Raw genomic sequence first — 21846 nt, 5'->3', positions numbered from 1 at the left:
GCACGCGGCACGCGCTTGCCGCGTCCACTGAAACCGCTGCTCATGGCTGGCACTGCCTGCCTGTCGAACGATCGGTTCGACGGGAGGGCGGCGTCTTGCCGCTGCGCGAGCCTTTCACCCCCTTAACCCGCGCGCGTTCCATGCAGGAGCCGGCCACACGCCGGCAGGTGCAGGACGGCGCATGTCCCTACAAGAGGCGATCATGAAGAAATTTCTCAAGCCCGCAGTCCCGTACTTTGCCATCGGTGCAGTGACCCTTGCCGCGCTCGTGGCTTGCGGTGGCGGCGGTGGCGGCACGCCATCGTTCGGTGGCACCGGCGCCGCGCCCGACACCGGCAACGTGGTGGCGCAGAACGGCAATGCCGACGCGCCCGACGATGGCAATCCCCAGGCCGCGCCCGACTCGGCCGCGAGCAACAACATCGATCGTTCGGCCCAGCCGATGGAGCTGCCCGACACGGTCTGGCCGAAGAACTACAAGCTGTGGTTCCGGCCCGATGCGGCACTCAAGACCTTCACGGGCCGTGGCGACGTCGAGATCGAGGTGCTGAAGCCGGTCGATGCGATCGTGGTGGCCGCGCACGACCTCAAGTTCGCCAACGGCCGCACCACGCTGCGCAAGCTCTCGAGCCCGGGCGAGGCGATCGCGCTGATCCCCACGCCGCAGACGCGCGGCGACTTCGTGCAGCTGCGGCTCAACGACGGCCAGATCGCCAAGGGCAAGTACCTGCTGCACATGGAGTGGGACGGCAAGATCCAGTTCTCCGACGCCGAGTACTGCCCGCCGGCCGAGATGATCAAGAACCCGCTGTGCTCGGCCGCCACCGGCGTGTTCAAGGTCGGACTCTCCACGCCCGAGGGCGTGAGCAGCGATGCCATCGTGACCCAGGGCGAGACCAACTTCGCGCGCCAGTGGTTCCCGGGCTGGGACGAGCCCGCGTTCCGCCACACCTTCGAGATCTCGGCCGAGGTGCCGGGCGACTGGAAGACGGTGTCGAACGGCGCGCAGAAATCGCAGACCCGACTGCCCGACGGCTACCAGCTGGTGTCGTTCGAGAAGACGCCCTCGATGCCCATGTACCTGACCTTCTTCGGCGGCGGCAAATTCGACATCCTCGAGGACAGCTTCAAGAGCCCGCTCGACGGCAAGACCATGCCGCTGCGCTGGTTCACGCCGCCGGGCCGCTCGACCTGGGCCACCTTCGCGATGGAGTGGACCAAGGTCGCGATGGACTACTACTACAAATACACCGGCATCCCGCTGCCCTTCGACAAGTTCGACACCGTGGCCGCCAACGACAGCTACGACAACAAGCCCAACACCGGCTTCGGCGGCATGGAGAACTGGGGCTCGATCTTCGAGTTCGCCGACTCGGTGCTGACCAAGCCCGGCGACACGCCCACGCTCTATTCGGTGACGGTGGTCACGCACGAGGTCGCGCACCAGTGGTTCGGCGACCTGGTCACGCTCGACTGGTGGGACAACGTGTGGCTCAACGAGTCGTTCGCGCGCTGGTTCGAACGACGCACCACGATCAAGTTCCACCCCGAGTACTACAGCTTCTCGGACTACGTGCTCGACAAGCACAGCGTGATCGTGGCCGACCTCAAGAACACGGCGGTGCCGGTGCAGCGCAACCTCAACGACGCGGGTTCGTTCGGCTTCATCAGCCCGTCGATCTTCGTCTACAACAAGGGCAGCCACGTGCTCGAGACGATCCAGAACTACATCGGCGAGGAGGCGATGCAGAAGGGCCTGCAGATCTACCTGAAGGACTATGCCTATGGCAACGTCACGCCCTCGCGGCTGTGGAGTTCGCTCGAGAAGGCGACCGACAAGAAGGTCAGCGCCATCGGCGACAGCCTGATCCGCCAGACCGGCGTGCCGCTGCTCACGGTCGATGCGCAGTGCGCGGGCGACCGCACCTACGTGTCGATCACGCAGGAGTCGTTCCCGAACCAGAACCAGTACCCGGCCTCGACCTGGACCGTGCCGGTCACGCTGGCCTATGGCGACGCGATGGCGCAGCGCAAGACCTTCGTGATGGACAACAACCGCACCAACCTCGAGCTGCCGGGCTGCACCGCGGTGCTGGCCGGGCCGACCGGCCAGGACTACTACGTGAGCAACTACAGCGCCGCTTCGTGGAGCGCGCTGCTCGCGCAGGCGCAGAACTTCGCCGACAACAAGCCGCTGCTGCTGAACATCGAGCGCGATGCCTTCCGGCTGCTCGGCGTGGGCCGCATCACGCAGGCGCAGTACGACCAGATCAAGGGCGTGCTGAACCTGCCGACCGCGCTGCTGGCCAAGACGCAGGAGAGCCAGCAGAAGATGGCGGCGGTGGATGCGGGCGCCAAGGAGGAGTACCCGCATGCGCTGCGCTTCCAGGGCAGCCTGAAGTTGCGCGAGAACCTCCAGCGCTGACGGCCCGAGCCCGCCGGGTGCCGACCGCGAGGGAGCGCGCCCGGCGGGCCTTGCAACCCATCACCGGAGAATGACGATGAACACACTGAAGAACGGACTGCGCGCGCTCGCGTGCATCGCCTGCGCGCTGCTGCTGGCCGCCTGCGGCGCGCGCGGCGGCCCCGAGGCCGAGCTGGTCGGCGTCTATGCCGTGAAGCAGGGCGGGGCGCTCAAGGAACTGATCAAGATCGAGCGCAAGGACGGGCGCTACGTGCTGCGCGACAAGGTGCGCACGCCCGAATGGAGCGAGCCGAAGCTGCAGCTCGCGCCGGCCACGCGCGACGACTGGCAACGCATCACCACCGACACCGCGCAGACGGCCTTCGTCGGCATGAAGAGCGAGCAGCTCGCGCTGTTCAAGGTGCCGCCGGGCTGGGAGAAGAACGGCTTCCGGACCTCGACCGGCTACTTCCTGTTCTATTCGCACGGACCGGTCGAGGCCTACAAGCTCTGAGCGCCGCCATGCGCGAGCCGGCTCAGGCCGGCAGCGCGAATGTCGCAACCGCGGTCGCGAGCGTCTGGCCGGTGGAGGCCAGGTCCATGGTCACGCGCGCGAAGGCCAGCGAGCGGCCCGAGCGCACCAGCTCGGCATGCGCGAGCACGTCCTCGCCGCCGCCCGCGCGCATGAAGGTCATGTGCAGGTCGACCGTGGCGATCGGGCGGCGCCCGCGGCCGTCGGTCCAGATCGCGAAGCACATCGCGCTGTCGGCCAGCACCGAGAGCGCCTGGCCGCCGAAGATGTTGCCCTCGCGCGTGGCCTGCTCGCCGGCCGGCATGCGCAGCGTGGCCTTGCCTTCGCCCAGCGATTCGACGCTGACGCCGAGGCTGCGCACGCAGCCCGGCAAGGCGGTGGCGAGGACGTCCCTGGCTTCTTCGAGGGTGAACGCGGTCATGGCTGAGGTCTTTCCGTGGTCGATGCGGTGGAGGGGCGCCGCGCGCCGGCGCGGCGAAGGCCGGCAGCGTACCGCACCGGCGCGCCGCGATCGATTCCACGAAAGAGATAGTCAGCCGCGTGCCGATGCGAGGAAGGCCAGGATCTCTTCGCCCAGCCATTGCTCGCCGCTGTCGAAGTGGGCCATGACCGAGACGTGGTTGTGCCCGGGCACGCTCAGGTGGCGTGGCGCGCTGCCCTGGGCCTTGGCCATGCGCCAGGCGAACTCCGTCGCGTAGACGTCGAGCAGCGGGTTCTCGTACTCGGCATGCACGACGAAGGTGGGCAGCGCCAGCCGGTGGGCATGCCCCATCGGCGACCGGCCCTCGTAGGCCGCGGTGTCGTCGCCGAAATAGGCGCGCACGCCGGCCGCGTTCGGGTTCTCGGGCCGCGCGTCGGCGCGCAGCCGCGCCGACACCAGCACCAGCGCGCGCAGGTGCCGGCCCATGAAGTCGAGCGAGGGATCGCAGGCGTAGCTGGCCGCATGCGTGCCGCCGGCCGAATGCCCGATCAGGCAGATCGCATGGGGATCGCCGCCGTGCTCGGCCGCATGGCGCGCGACCCAGTCGCAGGCCGCGGCCACGTCGAACGCGCCCTGCGGATGCATGGCCTCGGGCGCGAGCCGGTATTCGACGTTGATGCCCACGCAGCCCCGGCGCGCGAACCAGCGCAGCACGTTGCCGTACATCGCGGCATTGATGTCCTTGCCGCCGCGCACGAAGGCGCCGCCATGCACGAACACGATCACCGGCGCGGCCCGTGCGCCGCGCGGCCGGTAGACGTCGAGCACCTGCCGCGGATGCGTGCCGTAGGGCAGGTCGTGGACGACCTCGCAGCCGTCCGCGGGCGCGGCCAGCAGCAGCGGCAGGTAGGCGGCCTTCACGCGGTCGCCGGCCGCGCGGATGTCGGCCTGCCAGGCCGGGCCGGTCTCGCGCAGCATCCGGTCGATGGCTTCGGAGCGGCCGTCGGGGCGCATGCCGTCTTCAGTCGGCACGGAAGGCCGAGGCCTCGACCTCGATGCGCCAGGCCGGCTGCGCGAGCGCCTGCACCACGAGCAAGGTCGAGGCCGGGCGCGCCTCGCCGAGGAAGCCGGCGCGCACCGGGCCGAGCCGCGGCACGTCGGCGGCGTCGGTCAGGAAGGTCGTGACCTTGACCAGGTGCGACACGCCCATGCCGGCCGCGCGCAGCACGGCCACGAGGTTGGTCCAGGCCTGCCTGGCCTGCGCCTCGAAGCTCTCGGGCAGCGTGCCGTCGGCCGCGGTGCCGATCTGGCCCGCGATGTGCAGCCAGCGGCCGGGGCCCTGGGTGACGATGCCGTGGCTGTAGGCGCCCACCGGCGGCGCGACGTCCGCGGGTGCGAGGCGGGTGGCGGCGGTGTGCGTCATCAATGCGCCGCGCCGTCGAGTTCGGGAATGAACGGGATCTCGACGCCATAGGTGCCGATGTCCTCGCGGATCTTGTCGACCCCGCGCTTGATGATGCCCATCTCCTCGTCGGGATGGGTGGCGCCCAGGCCGTGGTCGGCCGCCAGCGCGCGGTTGCGACCCGAGCGCCGGCGTTCGTCCTCGGGCAGGTTGACCACCGCGTAGACGCCGTTGAGCAGGCTGCCGCGCAGCTTCTTCGCGACCTTCTCGCCGATGGTGCGCTTCTCGTCGGCCGGCAGCTCGCTGAAGAAGCGCCGCATGATGATGCGGCCGAACTGGATGTGGCGCGCCTCGTCGCGCAGGATCAGCCGGCAGGCCTCGCGGATCGAGCCGAAGCGCGCGTTCTCGTAGCGCGCCTGCAGCAGTTCGCCCGAGAGCTGCTCGAACAGCGTGTTGACCGAGAGGCCTGCGAAGAAGCTCATCGCCTTCTCGTCCTTCTCGTCGTGGAAGCGCGGAATGATGTCGCGGAAGTAGTCGGCCCGCGGCGTGGGCTCGTAGGCCGCGAGGTGCTCGGCGATGCGGAAGCTGGCCTCGTGGTGGCGGAACTCCTCGGCGATGAAGTTCGTGATGTGCTGCTTGATCTCGAAGGGCTGGTGGCCAAAGATCGCCTCGCGCAGCCGCTCGGCGCCATAGGGCGTGGCGCCATGCTCCATCCAGGCGCGCAGGCTCCACCATTCGGCGCCGGCCTGGCGCACCTCGGGCGGCAGCTCGGCCTCGCGCAGGTCGCTGTAGTCGATGTCGGCCACCGGGTCCCAGGCCAGTTCGCGCGCCTGGGTGCACAGGCGCCAGACCTCGGGGTATTCGACCTTCGAGACCACGGGATAGGGGTTCGGCACGGAAGGGATCTCTTCGAGCAGCGAGGCTTGCATGGGCGGTGTCCGTCGTGGGTGGGGGAAAGGCCATGCTAGGAAGGCCGCGCTCATACATCCAATACTGTTTAAAGTGGCTCGTCATTCGCCGCAGCTATCTCCACGCCCATGTTCGAATTCAGACAACTGCGCCAGTTCGTGGTGCTGGCCGAGGAACTGAACTTCGGCCGCGCCGCGATCCGGCTCCACATGTCGCAGCCGCCGCTGAGCGTGGCGATGCGCAATCTCGAGGAGCAGCTCGGCGCGGTGCTGTTCGACCGCAGCCGGCACCACGTGCGGCTCACGCCCGCGGGCCAGGTCTTCCACAAGGACGCGCAGCGCCTGCTGCAGCAGGCCCAGGCGGCCGGCGAGCGCGCGCGCCGCGCGGCGCAGGGGCTCGAGGGCTCGCTGCGGCTCTCGTTCGTGCCGAGCGCCGCGCTCGACGTGCTGCCCGCGATCTTCAAGCGCTTCCAGCACGACTACCCGACCGTGCAGCTGCGGCTCACGGCCGAAACGACCGCGCGCCAGCTCGAGGACCTGCGCAAGGGCGAGGTCGAGCTCGCGCTGGTGGTGGGCCCGGTCTACGAATCGCGCGGGCTGGTGCTGGTGGACCTGCAGGCGCAGAAGTTCGTGATCGCCGTGCCGCGCAGCCATCCGCTGGCGGCGCAGCGCTCGGTGAAGATCGCGGCGCTGGCGGCCGAATCCTTCATCTCGTTCCCGGCCGCGGAAGGCGCCGGCTTCGTCGCCGCGCTGCTCGGCGCCTGCCAGGCGGCCGGCTTTCTGCCGAAGGTGGTGCAGGAGGCCGCGCAGATGCAGTCGATCCTCACGCTGGTCGCGGGCGGCCTGGGCATCGCGCTGGTGCCGGCCGCGATGCGCGTGCTCGCGATGGCCGACGTCGCCTTCCTCGAGATCGCCGGCTCGCGGCCGCCGCCGACCTACAGCCTGGTGTTCGCGCATGCGAGCGGCAACGACAACCCGGTGGTGCAGTCGTTCCTGGCGGTGGCGAAGAAGGCGGTGGAGGGGGCGGAGCGCTGAGCCCGTTCGCCTCAACCCGGAATGTCGGGCTCCACCAGCTGCGCCAGCGCCACCAGCGACTCCTGCCAGCCCAGATAGCACATCTCGACCGGAATCATCTCGGGAATGCCCTCCTGCACGATCGCCACGTCGGTGCCGCAGGACACGGCGGTCAGCGTGACGGTGGTCTTCATCGTGCCCGGCAGGTTGGGGTCGTCGAAAGTCGCGTCGTAGGCCACGCGCTGGCCCGGCACCAGCTCGAGGTACTTGCCGCCGAACGAATGGCCGTGGCCCGAGCTGAAGTTGGTGAAGGACATGCGCCAGCTGCCGCCGACCACCGGCTCCATCTGGTGGACTTTGCCGGTGAAGCCGAAGGGCGGCAGCCAGCGTTCGAAGGCGCCGGGTTCGGTGAAGGCGCGGTAGAGGCGCTCGGGCGGGGCGCGCAGCACGCGGTGCAGACGGACGGTGTGGGTAGCCATGGTGTGTTCTCCTGGTGAAGTGGTGCGGAGGACGACCCTCCATTGACACGACGGATGAGCCTGCGGCACATCGACATGGGGCGACAAATATTTTTCGCGACGGCTCAGCGCGCGTTCGGATCGAAGAGCGCGGCGATGAAACGCCAGACGAGGCGGCGGATCTCGATGAGCAGGAAGAGGGCGATGCCGCCGATGGCGAAGCCGATGCCCTCGTTGGCGTGGCCGGACATCCACGCGATCAGCCCGACGATCAGCAGCACGGCGCAGACGATGCGAATCCCGTTGTGCTGGAGCCGGGCCGCCTTCTGCTGCTTGCGCGCCTCGTGCTCGGCGCGCTCGATCTGCGCATGGAGGTCGGCGGTGGTGGCCTGCACTTCCTGGCGAAGCAGCGTCGGGTCCCGGCCGCCCAGCACCGTGTGCAACGCATGGCTGGCCTCTTCCGAGAGACTGTCGCCGCGGGTGACGAGCAGATACGAGAGTTCTTCGTCGCTCATCCTGGCGTAACGGTCGAGAAAATATGCGGTCTGTGCCTGGTCCAAATGCAGGGCCCTCCTGCCGGCAGATTACCGCAGGACCGTGACCGCGGGCCCGGCGGCGGGTCCCGGGCTTTCGCCGGCGTGATGGCTATAGCCACCGGTGATTCATTTCATATATGAACGCCGGCCAGTGAACGTATTGGACAGACCGCCGCCCCCGTTCGCACCATGCGGTTCCCAACATGGAGTCCCCCCGATGAATCTCCCTCGCACGCTGCTCGCGGGCCTGCTGCTCCTTGCCGCCGGCATCGCCGCGCCGGCCCTGGCCCAGGGCTTTCCCGATCGCCCGGTGACGCTGGTCGTGCCCTATCCGGCCGGCGGCTCGGCCGACATCCTGGCGCGCACGGTGGGGCAGAAGCTGGCGGCGCAGCTCGGGCAGCCGGTGGTGATCGAGAACAAGGGCGGCGCCGGCACGGCGATCGGCGCGCGCTTCGTCGCGGAAGCGAAGCCCGACGGCTACACGCTGCTGCTCGGCACGGTGAGCTCTCAGGCCATCAACCCGGCGATGTCCAAGGTCGGCTACGACCCGGTGAAGGACTTCGTGCCGGTCAGCGCGCTGGCATCGATCCCGTTCGTGCTGGTGGCCCATCCGGGCGCGCCCTACGGCAGCGTGGCCGAACTGCTCGCGGCGGCCCGGCAGGCGCCGGGATCGATCAGCTACGCATCGGCCGGCCCCGGCACCTCGAACCACCTGGCCGGCGAGATGCTCGCCTCGGCCGCGAAGCTCAAGCTGCTGCACGTGCCCTACCGCGGCAGCGCGCCGGCGCTGGCCGACGTGCTCGCGGGCCACGTGCCGCTGATGTTCGACCTGCAGACCACCTCGCTGCCCAACATCGCGACCCACAAGCTCAAGCCGCTGGCCGTGACCGGCAGCCGGCGCAGCCCGCTGCTGCCCGAGGTGCCCACGGTGGCCGAGAGCGGGCTGCCGGGTTTCGAGGTCAGCGCCTGGTTCGGCGTGTTCGCGCCCGCGAAGCTGCCGCCGCCGGTGCGCCAGCAGCTCTCGGCCGCCATGGCCAAGGTGCTCGAAGACCCGGCGCTGGCGCAGCGGCTGCGCGACATCGGCGCCGAGCCCGATCCGCGCAATGCCGCGCAGTTCACCGCCTATGTCGCCGAGGAAGCCGGCAAGTACGCGGCGGTCGTGAAGACCGCGGGTCTCGCGCCCTGACCGCTGCCTGACGAGCGCGCCGGCCGGCGCACCGAAACGGCCGATACCGGCGAGAATCCGGCCGCATTCACTGCCGCCAAGGTTCCCGTGTTCCAACGCCTTTCCATTGCCGTCCGCACGATGGCCTTCGTGGCCGCCGTGTGCCTCGCGCTCGTGGCGCTCGACGTCTGGCACAGCTGGGAGTCGCGCACAGCGCTGCTCGAGCAGATGGGCGTGGCGACGGCGAACCTCTCGCGCGCGCTGGCGCAGCAGGCCGACGACACGATCAAGCAGGCCGACACGGTGCTGATCGGCGTGGTCGAGCGCCTCGAGAACGACGGCGCGGGCCCGGCCCAGGTCGAGCGGCTGCGCCGGGTGCTGGCCGCGCAGGCGGCCGAGCTGCCGCAGATCGATGCGCTGCACGTTTACGACCAGGACGGCAACTGGGTCGCGAACTCGCGCGCGGTGCCGCCGCAGAACCTCAACAACGCGGACCGCGAGTACTTCGTGTTCCACCGCACGCACGCCGACCGCGGGCCGCATATCGGCATTCCCGTGAAGAGCCGCACCAGCGGCAAGCTGCTGATCCCGGTGTCGCGCCGCATCGACCATGCCGACGGCAGCTTCGCGGGCGTGGCGCTCGCGAGCATCGACGTCGACTTCTTCCTCAAGTTCTACGACAGCCTCGACATCGGCAAGGGCGGCGCCGCGGCGCTGATCCTCGAGAGCGGCACCATGATGGTCCGCCGCCCCTTCGGCCCGGAGATGGTGGGGCGCGACATGCGCGGCTCGCAGCTGTTCACTTCGTACAGGGAGAACGGCCCGGTCGGCACCGCCTACATCAAGTCGGCGCAGGACGGGGTGTTGCGGCTCAACAGCTTCCGGCGCCTCGACAACTACCCGCTGTTCGTGGGTGCGGCGCTGTCCAAGGACGAGATCCTCGCAGGCTGGTGGAAGGACACCTTCTGGCATTCGGGCGGCGTGCTGGCGCTCAGCGCCGTGGTCGCCTTCGTCGGCCTGGGGCTGGTGCGCCAGATCGAGCGGCGCACGCGCACCGAGGCCGAGCTGCTGCGCGCGCGCGACGCGCTCGAGGCGCTCAACAAGACGCTCAACACGCTGGCGATGGAGGACGGCCTGACCGGCCTCGCGAACCGGCGCCAGTTCGACGTCACGCTCGACACCGAGTTCGGCCGCGCGGTGCGCAATGCCAGCACGCTGGCGCTGATCCTGCTCGATGTCGACCGCTTCAAGGAATACAACGACATCTACGGCCACACGGCCGGCGACGAATGCCTGCAGAAGATCTGCCGCACCATCGCCAACGTGGCGGCGCGCCGGCCCGGCGACCTCGCGGCCCGCTACGGCGGCGAGGAGCTCGCGGTGCTGCTGCCGGGCACCGACGTCGAGGCGGCCGCGCTGCTGGCCGAGCGCATCCGCGCCGCGGTGCGCGCGCTCGAGATCGAGCATGCCGGCACCGCCGACGGCTTCGTCACCCTGAGCGCGGGCGTCGACGCGCTGCGGCCCGAGGCCGGCAGCGTGCAGCCCAAGGAGCTGGTGCGCGGCGCCGACAAGGCGCTGTACGTGGCCAAGTCGGGTGGGCGCAATCGGGTGTGCACGAACGCGGAGCAGAAGGCTTAGCGCGAAAACGTCGTCATGCGTCAGCCTGCGCATGCAGCCAGGCGGCGCCTTGCGCATGGAGACGCTCCAGCGATGCGCTGCCCGGTGTGGGCAGGTCCGGCGTGATGCTTGCGCCATTCGCGGCCTGCAGATAGGCCAGGTGGCGATAGCCTTCCGGATGCGCCGCGAGCCGCCGCGGGTCCAGCATGATCGTGCGTGCGGGATCCAGCACGTCGAGCCGGTCCTTCTCGTAGATGGGCACGCGGTGCAGGATGCGCCACTGCCCCTGGTGCCGGACGAATTGATCGTGGAAGCGCCCGTGACAGGTCGCGTCGACCTCGATGCCATCCAGCCGCGCGCGCACCATGAGGATCATGCGGGTCTCCACCAGCGCCCGGTCGCCGTCGATCTCGATGCTTGCGGCGCCGATGAAATGCTGTGCGCGCGAGCCGCTCGCCGCCGCGGCGATGGAGCGCTCGACGAATTCGGTGGCGCTGCCCGCGAACCACGTCGTCCGCATCGTCGCGCCGGGCGCGAAGCAGGCGCGCAGCCGATCCCAGCGGCCGGTGTCCCGTGCCAGCCCCCAGTCCTGCACGACCTGGACCATGGCGGCACGGTCGAGCAAGTTTGACAGCTGCGGGTCGATGTAACTCGGTGAGCGGCCTTGGCCCATGGGGGTCTCGGGGTTCTGGGGTTGCTTCAAGGATAGGACTCCAGGGTGATCGCGAAAGATGAGTGGCTGCGTCCGGAACTGTAGAAGTGCATCGCAGCAAGCGGGAGATGACAGAAATGCGCGAATGCTGCGCGATTCGCATCGCCTGCCTGGCGCACCGCTCGGCGATGCTGCCGTGGCATCGGGGCGCTGTTTTTTTCATCTGTTCCCGGGCGGTCAGTATTCCTAGGATCGCTGAAGCGGGAGGGCGTGGATGTCGCGTCAACGTCCTTGATCGCTGGTCTCATCCTGAGGAGAGTCGTTTGAGTTTTACTGTCGAAATACGTCCGAGCGGGCGTACGTTCCAAGCCCAGGCTGGCGAATCGATCCTCGGCGCAGCCATCCGGGCCGGCGTCAATCTGCCGTACAGCTGCCGCGTCGGCATCTGCTCGTCCTGTAAATCGCGTGTGGCGAGCGGGACGATCGACCATGGATCGATCACCGAGGCCCACCTGCCCACGCCAGAACGCCAGAGCGGATTCACGCTCCCATGCCTCGCGAGGGCCGCGTCTGACCTCGTCATCGAGGCGTGCGAAGTCGAAGGCCTTCTCTCCGCGGAGCCGCGAAGCTATCCCGCGCGAGTGGTGGGCATGAGGCGCGTGGGGCCCGATGTGATGATCGTGACGCTGCGCATGCCGATGAATGAGGTCTTGCCATTCCGGGCCGGCCAGTACGTGCAACTGCAGCTTCCAGATGGCTGCACTCGCAGCTATTCCATCGCAAACAGGCCGGACGCGCACGAGATGCCGCATCTGGAATTCCATATTCGCCATGTGCCGGGCGGCAGTTTCACGGACCGTCTCTTTCGTGGCGGCATCAAGCTGCGCGACATGGTGCGTCTGGAAGCGCCCTGGGGCACCTTCTTCCTGCGCGACGCCAACCGACCCGCGATCCTGTTGGCCAGTGGAACGGGCTTCGCTCCGATCAAGGCCATCGTCGAGGATGCCATTCACCGGGGGGACCAAAGACCCCTGCATATCTACTGGGGGGGGCGCCAGCGTGCCGACCTCTATGGCGACGAGATGGCGCGCAGGTGGGCGCGGGACTGCGGCCATATCCACTACACACCCGTGCTTTCGGCATCTTCGGATGGCGACTGGCCGGGCCGCACCGGCCAGGTCCACAGGGCCGTGATGGAGGACTGGCTCGACCTGTCCGGTGCCGAGGTGTACGCATGCGGTGCGCCGGCCATGGTGGCCGCGGCCCGGCGCGATTTTTCCAACCACTGCGGTCTCTCGGCCAGCGACTTCCATGCGGATGCCTTTCTCTCTTCGATCGAGAAGGCCTCTTTCGAAATCCAACAGTGACCTTCCACTCTCATCACACCAACCCTATGCAGATTCCACAACCCGCCAGCGTCCCCCCTCCGAACGAGCGCGCCGTGATCCAGCCCTATGTGATGTCCCACGGGACGCTGGAAGTCGCCGACTTGGCCGTATCACGCCGCTTCTATGAAGACTTTCTGGGGCTGGAGTGCGTGCGTCATGCCCGGTCAGCCATGGCGGTGCGCTGCGGCCTGCGCTTTCACGTGATCTGCGTGCAGGTGGGCGAGCGTCTCAACCCCATGGGGCTGCTTAACCACTGGGGTCTGGACGTCGGTAGCCGGGAGAGCGTCGACGCGGCCTATACAGCCACATTGGCGATGAAGGATGCCTACGGAATCCGGGCAGTGACCGAACGCCAGAGCCAGCATGGCGTGTATGCGTTCTATCTGCAGGACATCGACCACAACTGGTGGGAGATCCAACACTACGAAGGCTTTCAGCACGACGACATCTTCGATTTCGGAGATCGCTTTCCGGAGTAGATGCCGAAAGGACGCCGATGGCGCGAGGATCCCCCGGGGTATCGATTCAGTCTGGGGTGATGTTGGCCGCCTTGACCACCTTCTTCCACCGAGCCAGGTCGCCTTGCATCAGGCTCTGGAGTTGCTGCGGCGTTCCGGTTCTCACCTGCAATCCCTGCCGCGAGAGTTCGGAGCGAACCTCGTCGGTATTCATTACCGCCACGAAGTCGGCATTCAGGCGCGCCACCAGCGCGGGCGGTGTACGTGCGGGTGCCAGAACCGCATACCAGGCGTCAATGGCGTCCACGTCGCCGAAGCCCTGTTCGCGAAATGTTGGCACCCCTGGCGCCTGGCTGCTGCGTTGTTCACCGGTCACTGCCAGCAACCGCATCCTGCCGGCCTGTACCTGTGTGCGTACCGAGGGCAACGAAGCGAACATCAGGTCAACGTGGCCGCCCATCAGGTCTGTGAGCGCGCCCGCGATTCCTTTGTAGGGCACGTGCGAAAACGAAACGCCCTGCGAGGACTTCAGCAGTTCCATTGCCAGGTGGTGCGGTGTGCCGCTGCCGGGCGTGGCGTAGTTCAGACGGCCAGGATGGGCCTTGCCATGAGCAATCAACGACTTCATGTCCGTCACCGGCAGGGCCGGGTTGGTCACGAGGGCCAGCCTGGCATCGGCGAGCTTGCCGATCGGTGCGAAGTCGCGCAGGGCATCGTAAGGAAGATTCCTGTAGACCGCTGGCGTGATGGTGTGGGTGTTGATCGTCATCAGCAGGGTGTGGCCATCGCCGTCGGCCTTGGCTGCGTAGGCCGTGCCGAGATTGCCGCTGGCGCCCGGGCGGTTGTCTACCACCACGGGCTGGCTCCAGCGCGTAGCGAGCCGTGGGCCGACGATGCGCGCGATAGTGTCGCTGCCGCTACCGGACGTGAAAGGCACTACCAGCGTGACGGGCCGCGACGGAAAGGACGGTGCATCCGCGGCGAGCGTGGGTGACGTCGCGCCGAGCATGCAGGCCAATGCCAGAGCGACATGGCTCTCGGGATTCACACCGCGCCCTTCGGCGTCGCCGGTGGCAACTTCAACAGCCGCTCGGCATTGCGGTACGCGACCTTCTCGCGATCGCTTTCGGCGATCGGAAGATGCGAGAACCAGCGCACCGCTTCCATATTCGATTCGAAGGGATAGTCGACCGAGAACAGGATGTTGTCCCATCCCATCACGCTGGCCGTGCACATGAGTTCCGGTGTGGAGAACACCCCTGAGGTGGTCACGCTGAAATGGTCGATGAAGGTGGCGCGCACCGATTTCTTCAGGTGCGGCGACTTCGGCGTGAGCCGTCCGTCGGCACGCCAGAGCGCAAAGGGCAGCAGTTCGCCCATGTGCCCGATGATCATGCGCAGGCCCGGAAAGCGGTCGAACACGCCCGACAGGATCAGCCTCAGCACGTGCGTGGCGGTTTCCACCGCATAACCCCACGAGGCGAAGCCCAATTGCGGATAGTCCTTGTAGTAAGCGTCGAACACTTGCGGGTGCGGGTTGGACGGGTGCAGATAGATGGGAACGTCGAGCGCTTCGGCCGCTTCGAAGATGGGCCAGAAGCGTTGCTCGTCCAGGTAGGCGCCGCGAGCGTGGCCGTTGATCATCGCGCCCTTGAATTGCATGCGCTGCACCGTGCGTTCGAGTTCGGCCGCTGCCGCTTGTGGCGCGCCGGTGGCCAGCGTGGCGAAAGCAGCAAGCCGCGTGGGATGGCGCGCGACCGCTTCGGCGAGATGGTCGTTGGCCGCTTGAGCCAGCGACGCGGCCTGCGCGCCGTTCTCGATCTCCTGCGCGCCAGGCTTGGTGTGCGATAGCACCTGCACGTCGATGCCTGCGCGGTCCATTTCCGCGATGCGCATGTCGCCCAAGTCGTGCAGCCCGGGCACGCGTGATGGCGACTGCAGGGCGCGGTCGGTGTCGTCGTAGGTCTCCAGCAGCCCATCGAACAGGAAATGCTCCTCGAGCGCGATGAGCCGTACGGGCGGCGGGGTGTAGATCTGAGTGAGCTGCGGGGTTCCGGATGGAGCGGTGCTCATGGGGTCTCCTTGTCGCGCCTCGGGTGCGCATTGGGTGGTCGTTCGAAGCCGCGGTGAGCGGCTGCTCGGGGTGGGTGATCAAGTCCTTGGGCGCGCATCGTAGGAAGGCGCCGCCGCCCGAAAAAGATGCTGGAAATGCGGCAACGATGCTGGAAGCGCATCGCTTGAAACCTGGCGGGTTCAGAACAGGTGTCGCATGCCGATCTGAAAGCCTCGGACATCCTGGCCGGCGATGGGAAAGCCGCTTGCGCCGATGTCCTGGCGAGCGGGCAGGAACACGATCCTCGAGCCGTCGTTCCAGATCTTGGAGACATTCGTATAGAGCAAGGTCCGCTTCGACAGGAAGTGGGAATAACCGAGCGTGAGCTGCGTCGCTCGCGTGGTGGCGGTGATGTTGTTCCTGCTGTAGCCCATGCGGACCTCGCCGGTGGCAACGGGCGCCACGGCACCGACCATCCAGCCGTCGATGTCCGTGAGCCGTTGCGCATGGTTCGTCTGGTAGTAGGCCATGATGCGGACCACCTTGAAGTCGTAGGAGGCGCCGAGCACCGTCGTGCGCGACCACAGGCTCGGTTGTGTCGCCGGCAATCCGACCGACGCGGCGGAAACCTTCAGGGCGTCGTGGGTCATTCCAAGCCACCATGGGCCCGCCTCGTATTCCAGGCCGAGGCTGCGCGTCTTGCTCAGGGCAGCACCTTCGGAAAGACCCAGCATGGCCCGCAGCATGAAGCCGCGCCATCTCGGGCTGGTGTACGCAGCCGAGTTGTTCTGAACCACCTGGTAGCCGCGCGGCCCACCCTGGAACAGGGCCACGACGTTGCCGAGTTGCGCGCGCTCGAAGGGACTGACCTTGAACGTGAGCCTGACATGCGGTGTGAGGTGGGACCCCAGGGTGAGCGTGCCGAACCTGTCGCTCTGCAGGCCCGCATAGCTGTCGCGATTGAAGTAGAACTCCTTGTTGCCCTGTGCCCCGGAGTCCACCTGGAATTGGCTTTCCATCTTGAAGAGGGCGCGAAGGCCCGCGCCGAGATCCTCGGTGCCTCGCATGCCCCAGTGGGACGAGTCGCTGGAAACGGTGCGCACGCTGGCCCGGTTCGGGCCGGAGAAGTGCAGCGAGTTGATGGAAGCGTCGAGGCGTCCATAGAGCGTGACGCTGGATTGCGCGAAGGCGGCCGATGTGCTGAGCGCGCATGCGGCGATCGCGCTCCTCCTGAGTTTTTTCATGAAGTCTCCCGAATTCGAGTCATGGGGTTTGCGGCGTGGCGCGGTGACGCCATGCGAACGCCCGTGGAATCTAGGCAGCATGAAATCGAACCAGAAGATGACAACTTCTTCTCAGCGATAGCACGGCCGCATCGCATGCGTCGGTTGGCTTCGACGATCCGCGCCGATGCGCACAGCGGCGATGCGAATCCGTTATCGCAGTCGGATGTTTTTCATCTTCTGCGGGTTCGGCTCGATTCCTAAGATCTGGAGACCGGACGTGGGCTGCTTGCGGCCCGGCGGACGGAGGACACGGCCCACATCGATGCCTTCGATGGCATCAACGATACGGAGACAGACAGTGACCCATGCGATGCGATGGCGCCGGGGATTTCCCCGGCACGGTTTCTTGACCCTGATGGCGGCCACGGTGCTGGTGGCTCTCGCGGTGCCCGCGCCTGCATCCGCGCAGGATGCTTCGAAGCGGCCGGTGCGGGTCGTTTCCGCGTTCCCCGCCGGAACCGGTCCGGACGTCGCCATGCGGCTTCTGGGCGAGCAGGTCGCCAAGCAGGGCGGCAGGCATTTCGTGATCGAGGCGATCCCCGGTGGCAACGGCGTGATCGCCGTGTCGGCGCTCAAACGCGCACCTGCCGATGGCAACACCTTGCTGCTGGTCAGCAATGCCCACCTCAGCATCGTTCCCGCACTGATGCCGAACGCGCCGTACAGCGTACAGCGCGACATGGTGCCGGTGGCGACGCTGTACAGCGCGCCGTTCTTCCTGGCGGTGAGCGCGAACAGCGGCTTCCGCAATCTGCAGGAGCTGCTCGCCAAGGCAAAGGCCGAGGAGCGCGGCGTCAGCTACAGCATTGCGTACTTCGGCGCGGCCCAGCACCTGGGCATCGAGGTGCTTGGCAACCTGGTCGGCGCAAGGATGCTCCCGGTTCCATACAAGGACGGGGGGCTCACATCGGTGGCCAAGGGGGAGGTCGACTTCAACATGACGGTCCTCAATTCGGTGCAGCCGTTCGTCGAAGCCGGCAAGGTGAGGGTCCTGGCGGTGTCGTCGCTCCAGCGTTCCGAACTGATGCCCGATGTGCCGACCGTGCAGGAGGCGGGAGGCCCCAAGGGATATCAGGCGGAAACCTTCGTCGGCCTGATGGCGCCGCGCGGCACGCCGGCCTCGGTGATCCAGGAGGCCAACGATCAGATCGCGCGCGCGTTGCGCTCGCCCGAATTGATCGAACGCTACAAGCGCGCTGGCGTGAGTGTCCTGTCGAGCACGCCCGCACAGATGTTGACGCTGATGCAGGACGACGCCGCGCGGGTCGCCGAGCAGGTGCGGCGCACCGGCATCAAAGTCGAATGAATCCGTCCGTTACTTCTTTATTTTTCTTCACATGCACACCAATCCATCGTTCAAGCTTCTGACGTACTCGCTCGGAGATAGCCGGCCGCCGCGCGCGGGCCTTCTGGTCGGCGAGGATGTTTTTGACGCGGCCCCCCTTCTTGGCGACGGGACTTCCCATGGCGGCGTCGACGTGTTGGCGCTGCTGGAGGACTGGGCCGTTTCCCTGGCCGCCATTGCCCGCTACCTGAAGAGCGGCCCGGAGCCCACGGCCGCGTTGGGCGACGTGGTGTTGCATGCGCCGCTGCTGTATCCCGGCACCGTCTACTGTGCCGGCGCAAACTACCGTGACCACATGCAGGAAATGGCGCGAGCCGCCGGCAGACCGAGTGCCGTCGATCCCAAGGCGGCTGGCAATCCTCCATGGCACTTCGTGCGACCTTCGCGTGGCTGCGTGGTGGGACAGGGTGCCACCGTCGTCGCGCCGCCGGGATGCGCAAAACTGGACTGGGAGGCCGAACTCGGCGTGGTCATCGGACGCAAGGCGAGACACGTGCGCGTGGACGACGCGTTGAGCTTCGTGGCGGGCTACCTTCCGGCCAATGACCTTTCCGCGCGCGACCTGTTCCGGCGCCCGAACGCCGAAGCCGGGACGCCCATGCATTTCGACTGGATGGGGCAGAAGGGGTTCGAGGGCGCCTGTCCCATCGGCCCCTGGATCACCCCCGCAGCCGAGGTCCCCGATCCGCAGAACCTGGCCTTGCGGCTGTGCGTCAATGGCGAGATCAAGCAGCAGTCCAACACCTCGGAGATGATCTACTCGGTCGCCGAGCAGATCGCCCATCTTTCGAAGCTCGTGACCCTGTATCCCGGAGACCTGCTCTTGACAGGAACACCGGCCGGTGTGGGTGCAGGACGCGGCGAATTCCTCGCGCCGGGCGACACGATGACGCTGGAGGTCGGCACCTTGGGAACCCTGGTGACGCACGTGCGCGGCTGACACAGGGCGTGTTGCGGGCATTCGCAAACGCGCACCGTCGCGATCCCGCTTGCTCGCCCCTGACGATGACCAGGCCTAGCCATCGAAACGGCATTGGCGGGAAACGCGTCAGCGCGCGAGCGGCTGCACATGCAGCGCCGCGCGCCGCACCATGTCGCAGAAGTACTGCGCGGCCGGAGTCAGCGGCAGACCGGCGCGATGCACGAGGCAGATCGGTGCAGCGGCCAGGGGATCCACCACGTCGATGGTCTGAAGAAAGCCGCGGAACAGCGGTGTCTGCGCCCATTGCACCGGCAGCATCGCCAGCAGATCGGTATGGGCCACGACGAAGAAGAACGTGAGAGCCGAATGTCCCTGGATGACCGAACGGGGCTCAGGGAGGCCCTGCTCCCTGAAGATGAGGGTGAGCTCATCCTCGGGGTGGTGCACGCCCGACATCGTGATCCACTCGGCATCCGCGATCTCGCGCAGCGAGCGCGCCCCGGCCAGCGGATGCCCCCGGCGCCCCAGCACGACGCGCTTGTTGTCGAAGAGCTTCTCCACCGCCAGCTCGCTGGTGGGCTTTTCGGGGACCGGCCCGATGTAGAGATCCATCGTGCCGCCGATGAGTTCGAGCTGGACCCGCGGCAGCACGGCGTCGACAACCTCCAGCTTCACCGCGGGAAAGCGTTGCCGGAACGCGGGCAGCGAATCGGCGAGCAGCGCCATGTGCGCGACGCCGGACAGGCACATGCGGATGTGCCCGTGAACAGCACCCTTGAGCTGATCGATCTCCTCCTTGGCCCGAGCGAGTTCGCTGCGCACGGACCGCGCACGCCGCAGAAGGACATCGCCCATCGTGGTCAGCTGCACGCCCTTGGCGCGGCGCTCGAACAAGGTGGCGCCGAGCTCGCGCTCCAGCTCCTGGATGCTGCGCGTCATGGCCGGTTGCGCCAGGCCCAGGTGGCGTGCGGCGGAACGCAAGCTGCCGTGCTCTGCGACTGCGAGGAAGTCTCGAATGGAATTGATCTTCACGTGGGCTTTGCCGGTGATGCGAATTGGCTATCGTTTTGCCGATTTTCTGGAGTTTTGATATCGATCGACCATTGGAGCTATCCCGCATCGGCATGCCGTAACTGCACCGGCGTCTTGCTTTGCAATGCCTCCGATCGCCTTCGACACACAAGGTCGGCCGCTGTGCTTGTTACGGTCGACGTGTTGGTGAGCCTTGCATTTCGTCGAGGTGACTGCCGTATGAGAACTTGCGTATTGCTCGATCCCGCCAGGTGGCGCGCCCTCGCGTGGCGCTCTACGATCGCGCATCCCGCGTGCCGCGATCGCATCGCCATCCGGCGCGCCGCCCAACCCAACAACAGGAAAAGAACAAGCCATGTCATTCGCCGAAGTCGCCTTGCCCGAGCAGCTCGTGCGCGCGCTCGATGCGCAGAGCCGGATGCCGATCACGCGGATCGGCGAGGCGCTGGTCGCGCTGGGCATGATCACCGGCGACCAGCTCGCCGCCGGGCTGCGCCAGCAGCGCCGCGAACCATTGGTGCCGCTGGGCGAGACGCTGGTGCGCATGGGCGCCGTGAGCCGCGGCCAGCTGCAGACCGCGCTGGTGCGCAAGATGGGCTATCCGCTGGTCAACCTGCATGTGTTCCCGCCCGCGGCCGAGGCGCTGCGCAAGGTGGGCCACGCGGTGGCGCGGCGGCTGCAGGTCATGCCGCTGATGCTGCACGAGGGGCGGCTGGTGATCGCGATCGACGATCCCACGAGCCGCTATTCGGTGATCGACGAGGTGCAGTTCGTCGCGCAGATGAAGGTGATCCCGGTCGTGGGCCAGTGCCTGGACCTCGACGGCGTGCTGGCCGCGGCCTACGAGAAGATCGGCGACGTGGCCGACGGCGGCGGCGGCGGCGCGGCCAATCTCGACCCGATGCGTCCGCTCGAGTTCGACATGGCCGGCACCAGCGAGCTGCTGCAGACGCTCGAGAAGGAGGGCCCGGCGCCGGCGCCCGCGGAGTCGCCGATCGAGCAGTCGGACAACTCGCTGGTGCGCATGATCAACAGCATGATCCAGGAGGCGCACCGCGATGGCGCCTCGGACATCCACATCGAGAGCTACCCGGGCCAGGAGAAGACGCGCATCCGCTTTCGCCGCGACGGGCTGCTCTACACCTACCTCGAGCTGCCGCCGAGCTACCGCAACGCGATCGTGGCGCGCGTGAAGATCATGTGCGACCTCGACATCAGCGAGAAGCGCAACCCGCAGGACGGCAAGATCAACTTCGCCAAGTACTCGCCGCAGCACAAGATCGAGCTGCGCGTGGCGACCATTCCCACCAACAACGGCCTGGAAGACGTGGTGATGCGGATCCTGGCCTCGGCCAAGCCGCTGCCGATGCAGTCGCTGGGCCTGTCGCCCGACAACCTGCGGCGCCTGACCCACGCGGTGGAACGGCCCTACGGCATGGTGCTGTGCGTGGGGCCCACGGGCTCGGGCAAGACCACCACGCTGCATTCGGCGCTCATGCACATCAACACGCCCGAGCGCAAGATCTGGACCGCCGAGGACCCGGTGGAGATCACGCAGAACGGGCTGCGCCAGGTGCAGATCAATCCGCGCATCGGCTGGACCTTCGCCAAGGCGCTGCGCGCCTTCGTGCGCGCCGATCCCGACGTGATCATGGTCGGCGAGATCCGCGACGAGGAGACCGCGAAGACCGCGATCGAGGCCTCGCTGACCGGCCACCTGGTGCTGTCGACCCTGCACACCAACAGCGCGCCCGAGACCGTGACGCGCCTGCTCGACATGGGCATGGACCCGTTCAACTTCGCCGACTCGCTGCTCGCGGTGTTGGCGCAGCGGCTGGTGCGTCGCATCTGCGGCCACTGCGTGCGCAGCGCGCCCGCGAGCGAGGAGGCGGTCGAGGAACTGCTGGCCGACTACCTGCACGCCTTCCCGGCCGAGGAGATCCCGGCGCGCCGGCAGGCCACGCTCGATGGCTGGCTGCAGCGCTTCGGCCGCGACGGGCGGCTGCATCTGCACAGCGGCGCGGGCTGCGAGCACTGCGCGAAGACGGGCTTTCGCGGGCGCGTCGGCATCCACGAGCTGATGACGGTCTCGAAGGAGCTGCGCCGGCTGGTGCAGAGCGGGGCGCGCGCCGAGGAGCTGCTGCAGGCGGCGCTGAAGGAAGGCATGCGCACGCTGCGCCAGGACGGCATCGAGAAGGTGCTGGCGGGCCAGACCACGATCGAGGAAGTGCGCGCGACGAGCAACGCCTGAGC

The 21846-nt window shown here is 67.6% G+C and carries 21 protein-coding genes; 10 read left to right on the top strand and 11 right to left on the bottom strand.

Annotated elements, in window-relative coordinates; all coding sequences use genetic code 11:
• Positions 1-202 precede the first annotated feature (202 nt).
• Positions 203-2425: a M1 family metallopeptidase gene (locus AC07RV_RS32150; protein WP_296785268.1), complete on the top strand. Its 2223-nt coding sequence runs from the start codon at positions 203-205 to the stop codon at positions 2423-2425.
• A gap of 76 nt (positions 2426-2501) precedes the next feature.
• Positions 2502-2918 (top strand): hypothetical protein, encoded by a 417-nt coding sequence (locus AC07RV_RS32145; RefSeq protein ID WP_296785113.1) that lies wholly within the window; start codon positions 2502-2504, stop codon positions 2916-2918.
• A 22-nt stretch (positions 2919-2940) separates the two neighbouring features.
• On the opposite strand, the gene AC07RV_RS32140 is transcribed toward AC07RV_RS32145, so the two are convergent.
• The 4 genes from AC07RV_RS32140 to AC07RV_RS32125 all read right to left on the bottom strand — a co-directional run bounded on the left by AC07RV_RS32140 (position 2941) and on the right by AC07RV_RS32125 (position 5688).
• Positions 2941-3357, bottom strand: a complete 417-nt coding sequence (locus tag AC07RV_RS32140; protein ID WP_057593094.1) for a PaaI family thioesterase — start codon at positions 3355-3357, stop codon at positions 2941-2943.
• A gap of 111 nt (positions 3358-3468) precedes the next feature.
• The gene (locus AC07RV_RS32135; RefSeq protein ID WP_296785115.1) at positions 3469-4389 is read right to left on the bottom strand and encodes an alpha/beta hydrolase; all 921 of its coding nucleotides are present in this window, start codon (positions 4387-4389) and stop codon (positions 3469-3471) included.
• Positions 4379-4780 (bottom strand): RidA family protein, encoded by a 402-nt coding sequence (locus AC07RV_RS32130; RefSeq protein ID WP_296785117.1) that lies wholly within the window; start codon positions 4778-4780, stop codon positions 4379-4381. Before AC07RV_RS32130 ends, AC07RV_RS32135 begins: the two co-directional genes overlap by 11 nt.
• On the bottom strand, positions 4780-5688 hold the full coding sequence (locus AC07RV_RS32125) for a ferritin family protein (protein WP_296785119.1): 909 nt from the start codon (positions 5686-5688) through the stop codon (positions 4780-4782). The genes AC07RV_RS32130 and AC07RV_RS32125 overlap by 1 nt, the downstream gene beginning before the upstream one ends.
• Positions 5689-5796: 108 nt before the next feature.
• Here AC07RV_RS32125 and AC07RV_RS32120 point away from each other — a divergent pair, with 108 nt between their 5' ends.
• Entirely contained in the window at positions 5797-6702 is a 906-nt protein-coding gene (locus AC07RV_RS32120; protein WP_296785121.1) for a LysR family transcriptional regulator, read from the top strand.
• Positions 6703-6713: 11 nt separating this feature from the next.
• On the opposite strand, the gene AC07RV_RS32115 is transcribed toward AC07RV_RS32120, so the two are convergent.
• Together AC07RV_RS32115 and AC07RV_RS32110 are read right to left on the bottom strand one after the other, a co-directional pair.
• Positions 6714-7160 carry an SRPBCC family protein gene (locus AC07RV_RS32115; protein WP_296785123.1) on the bottom strand — a complete coding sequence of 149 codons (447 nt, stop codon included), beginning with the start codon at positions 7158-7160 and terminating at the stop codon, positions 6714-6716.
• A 104-nt stretch (positions 7161-7264) separates the two neighbouring features.
• A complete protein-coding gene (locus tag AC07RV_RS32110) occupies positions 7265-7699 on the bottom strand; it encodes a hypothetical protein (protein WP_296785124.1) in 435 nt (144 codons plus the stop codon).
• Between the two features lie 193 nt (positions 7700-7892).
• Here AC07RV_RS32110 and AC07RV_RS32105 point away from each other — a divergent pair, with 193 nt between their 5' ends.
• Entirely contained in the window at positions 7893-8861 is a 969-nt protein-coding gene (locus AC07RV_RS32105) for a tripartite tricarboxylate transporter substrate binding protein (RefSeq protein ID WP_093344466.1), read from the top strand.
• A 120-nt stretch (positions 8862-8981) separates the two neighbouring features.
• A complete protein-coding gene (locus AC07RV_RS32100) occupies positions 8982-10478 on the top strand; it encodes a sensor domain-containing diguanylate cyclase (RefSeq protein ID WP_296785271.1) in 1497 nt (498 codons plus the stop codon).
• 13 nt (positions 10479-10491) lie between these two features.
• On the opposite strand, the gene AC07RV_RS32095 is transcribed toward AC07RV_RS32100, so the two are convergent.
• A complete protein-coding gene (locus AC07RV_RS32095) occupies positions 10492-11160 on the bottom strand; it encodes a nuclear transport factor 2 family protein (RefSeq protein WP_296785127.1) in 669 nt (222 codons plus the stop codon).
• 272 nt (positions 11161-11432) lie between these two features.
• Between AC07RV_RS32095 and AC07RV_RS32090 the strand changes: the two genes are divergently transcribed.
• Both AC07RV_RS32090 and AC07RV_RS32085 read left to right on the top strand, forming a co-directional pair.
• Entirely contained in the window at positions 11433-12476 is a 1044-nt protein-coding gene (locus AC07RV_RS32090) for a CDP-6-deoxy-delta-3,4-glucoseen reductase (RefSeq protein ID WP_093344461.1), read from the top strand.
• Positions 12477-12550: 74 nt separating this feature from the next.
• On the top strand, positions 12551-12976 hold the full coding sequence (locus AC07RV_RS32085; RefSeq protein ID WP_296785129.1) for a VOC family protein: 426 nt from the start codon (positions 12551-12553) through the stop codon (positions 12974-12976).
• A 46-nt stretch (positions 12977-13022) separates the two neighbouring features.
• Here AC07RV_RS32085 and AC07RV_RS32080 read toward each other — a convergent pair whose 3' ends face one another.
• From AC07RV_RS32080 to AC07RV_RS32070, 3 genes are all read right to left on the bottom strand, one after another.
• The gene (locus AC07RV_RS32080; RefSeq protein ID WP_143129181.1) at positions 13023-14003 is read right to left on the bottom strand and encodes a Bug family tripartite tricarboxylate transporter substrate binding protein; all 981 of its coding nucleotides are present in this window, start codon (positions 14001-14003) and stop codon (positions 13023-13025) included.
• Positions 14000-15028, bottom strand: coding sequence for an amidohydrolase family protein (locus AC07RV_RS32075; protein WP_093344455.1), 1029 nt, complete (start codon positions 15026-15028; stop codon positions 14000-14002). The genes AC07RV_RS32080 and AC07RV_RS32075 overlap by 4 nt, the downstream gene beginning before the upstream one ends.
• A gap of 180 nt (positions 15029-15208) precedes the next feature.
• Positions 15209-16252, bottom strand: coding sequence for a porin (locus AC07RV_RS32070; protein WP_296785135.1), 1044 nt, complete (start codon positions 16250-16252; stop codon positions 15209-15211).
• A gap of 340 nt (positions 16253-16592) precedes the next feature.
• On the opposite strand from AC07RV_RS32070, the gene AC07RV_RS32065 reads away from it, so the two are divergent.
• Together AC07RV_RS32065 and AC07RV_RS32060 are read left to right on the top strand one after the other, a co-directional pair.
• Positions 16593-17600: a Bug family tripartite tricarboxylate transporter substrate binding protein gene (locus AC07RV_RS32065; protein ID WP_177239363.1), complete on the top strand. Its 1008-nt coding sequence runs from the start codon at positions 16593-16595 to the stop codon at positions 17598-17600.
• Positions 17601-17631: 31 nt separating this feature from the next.
• Entirely contained in the window at positions 17632-18579 is a 948-nt protein-coding gene (locus tag AC07RV_RS32060; protein ID WP_093344450.1) for a fumarylacetoacetate hydrolase family protein, read from the top strand.
• 108 nt (positions 18580-18687) lie between these two features.
• On the opposite strand, the gene AC07RV_RS32055 is transcribed toward AC07RV_RS32060, so the two are convergent.
• Complete coding sequence (locus AC07RV_RS32055; RefSeq protein WP_093344449.1) at positions 18688-19593, bottom strand: LysR family transcriptional regulator; 906 nt, start codon at positions 19591-19593, stop codon at positions 18688-18690.
• Positions 19594-19948: 355 nt separating this feature from the next.
• Here AC07RV_RS32055 and AC07RV_RS32050 point away from each other — a divergent pair, with 355 nt between their 5' ends.
• Positions 19949-21844, top strand: a complete 1896-nt coding sequence (locus AC07RV_RS32050; protein WP_296785138.1) for a GspE/PulE family protein — start codon at positions 19949-19951, stop codon at positions 21842-21844.
• The last annotated feature ends 2 nt before the right edge of the window (positions 21845-21846 follow it).

This window comes from Variovorax sp. GW821-FHT09B01, assembly GCF_059418345.1.
Note: the sequence above shows the minus strand (reverse complement) of the source record. Positions and strands in the feature narration are given on the sequence as shown.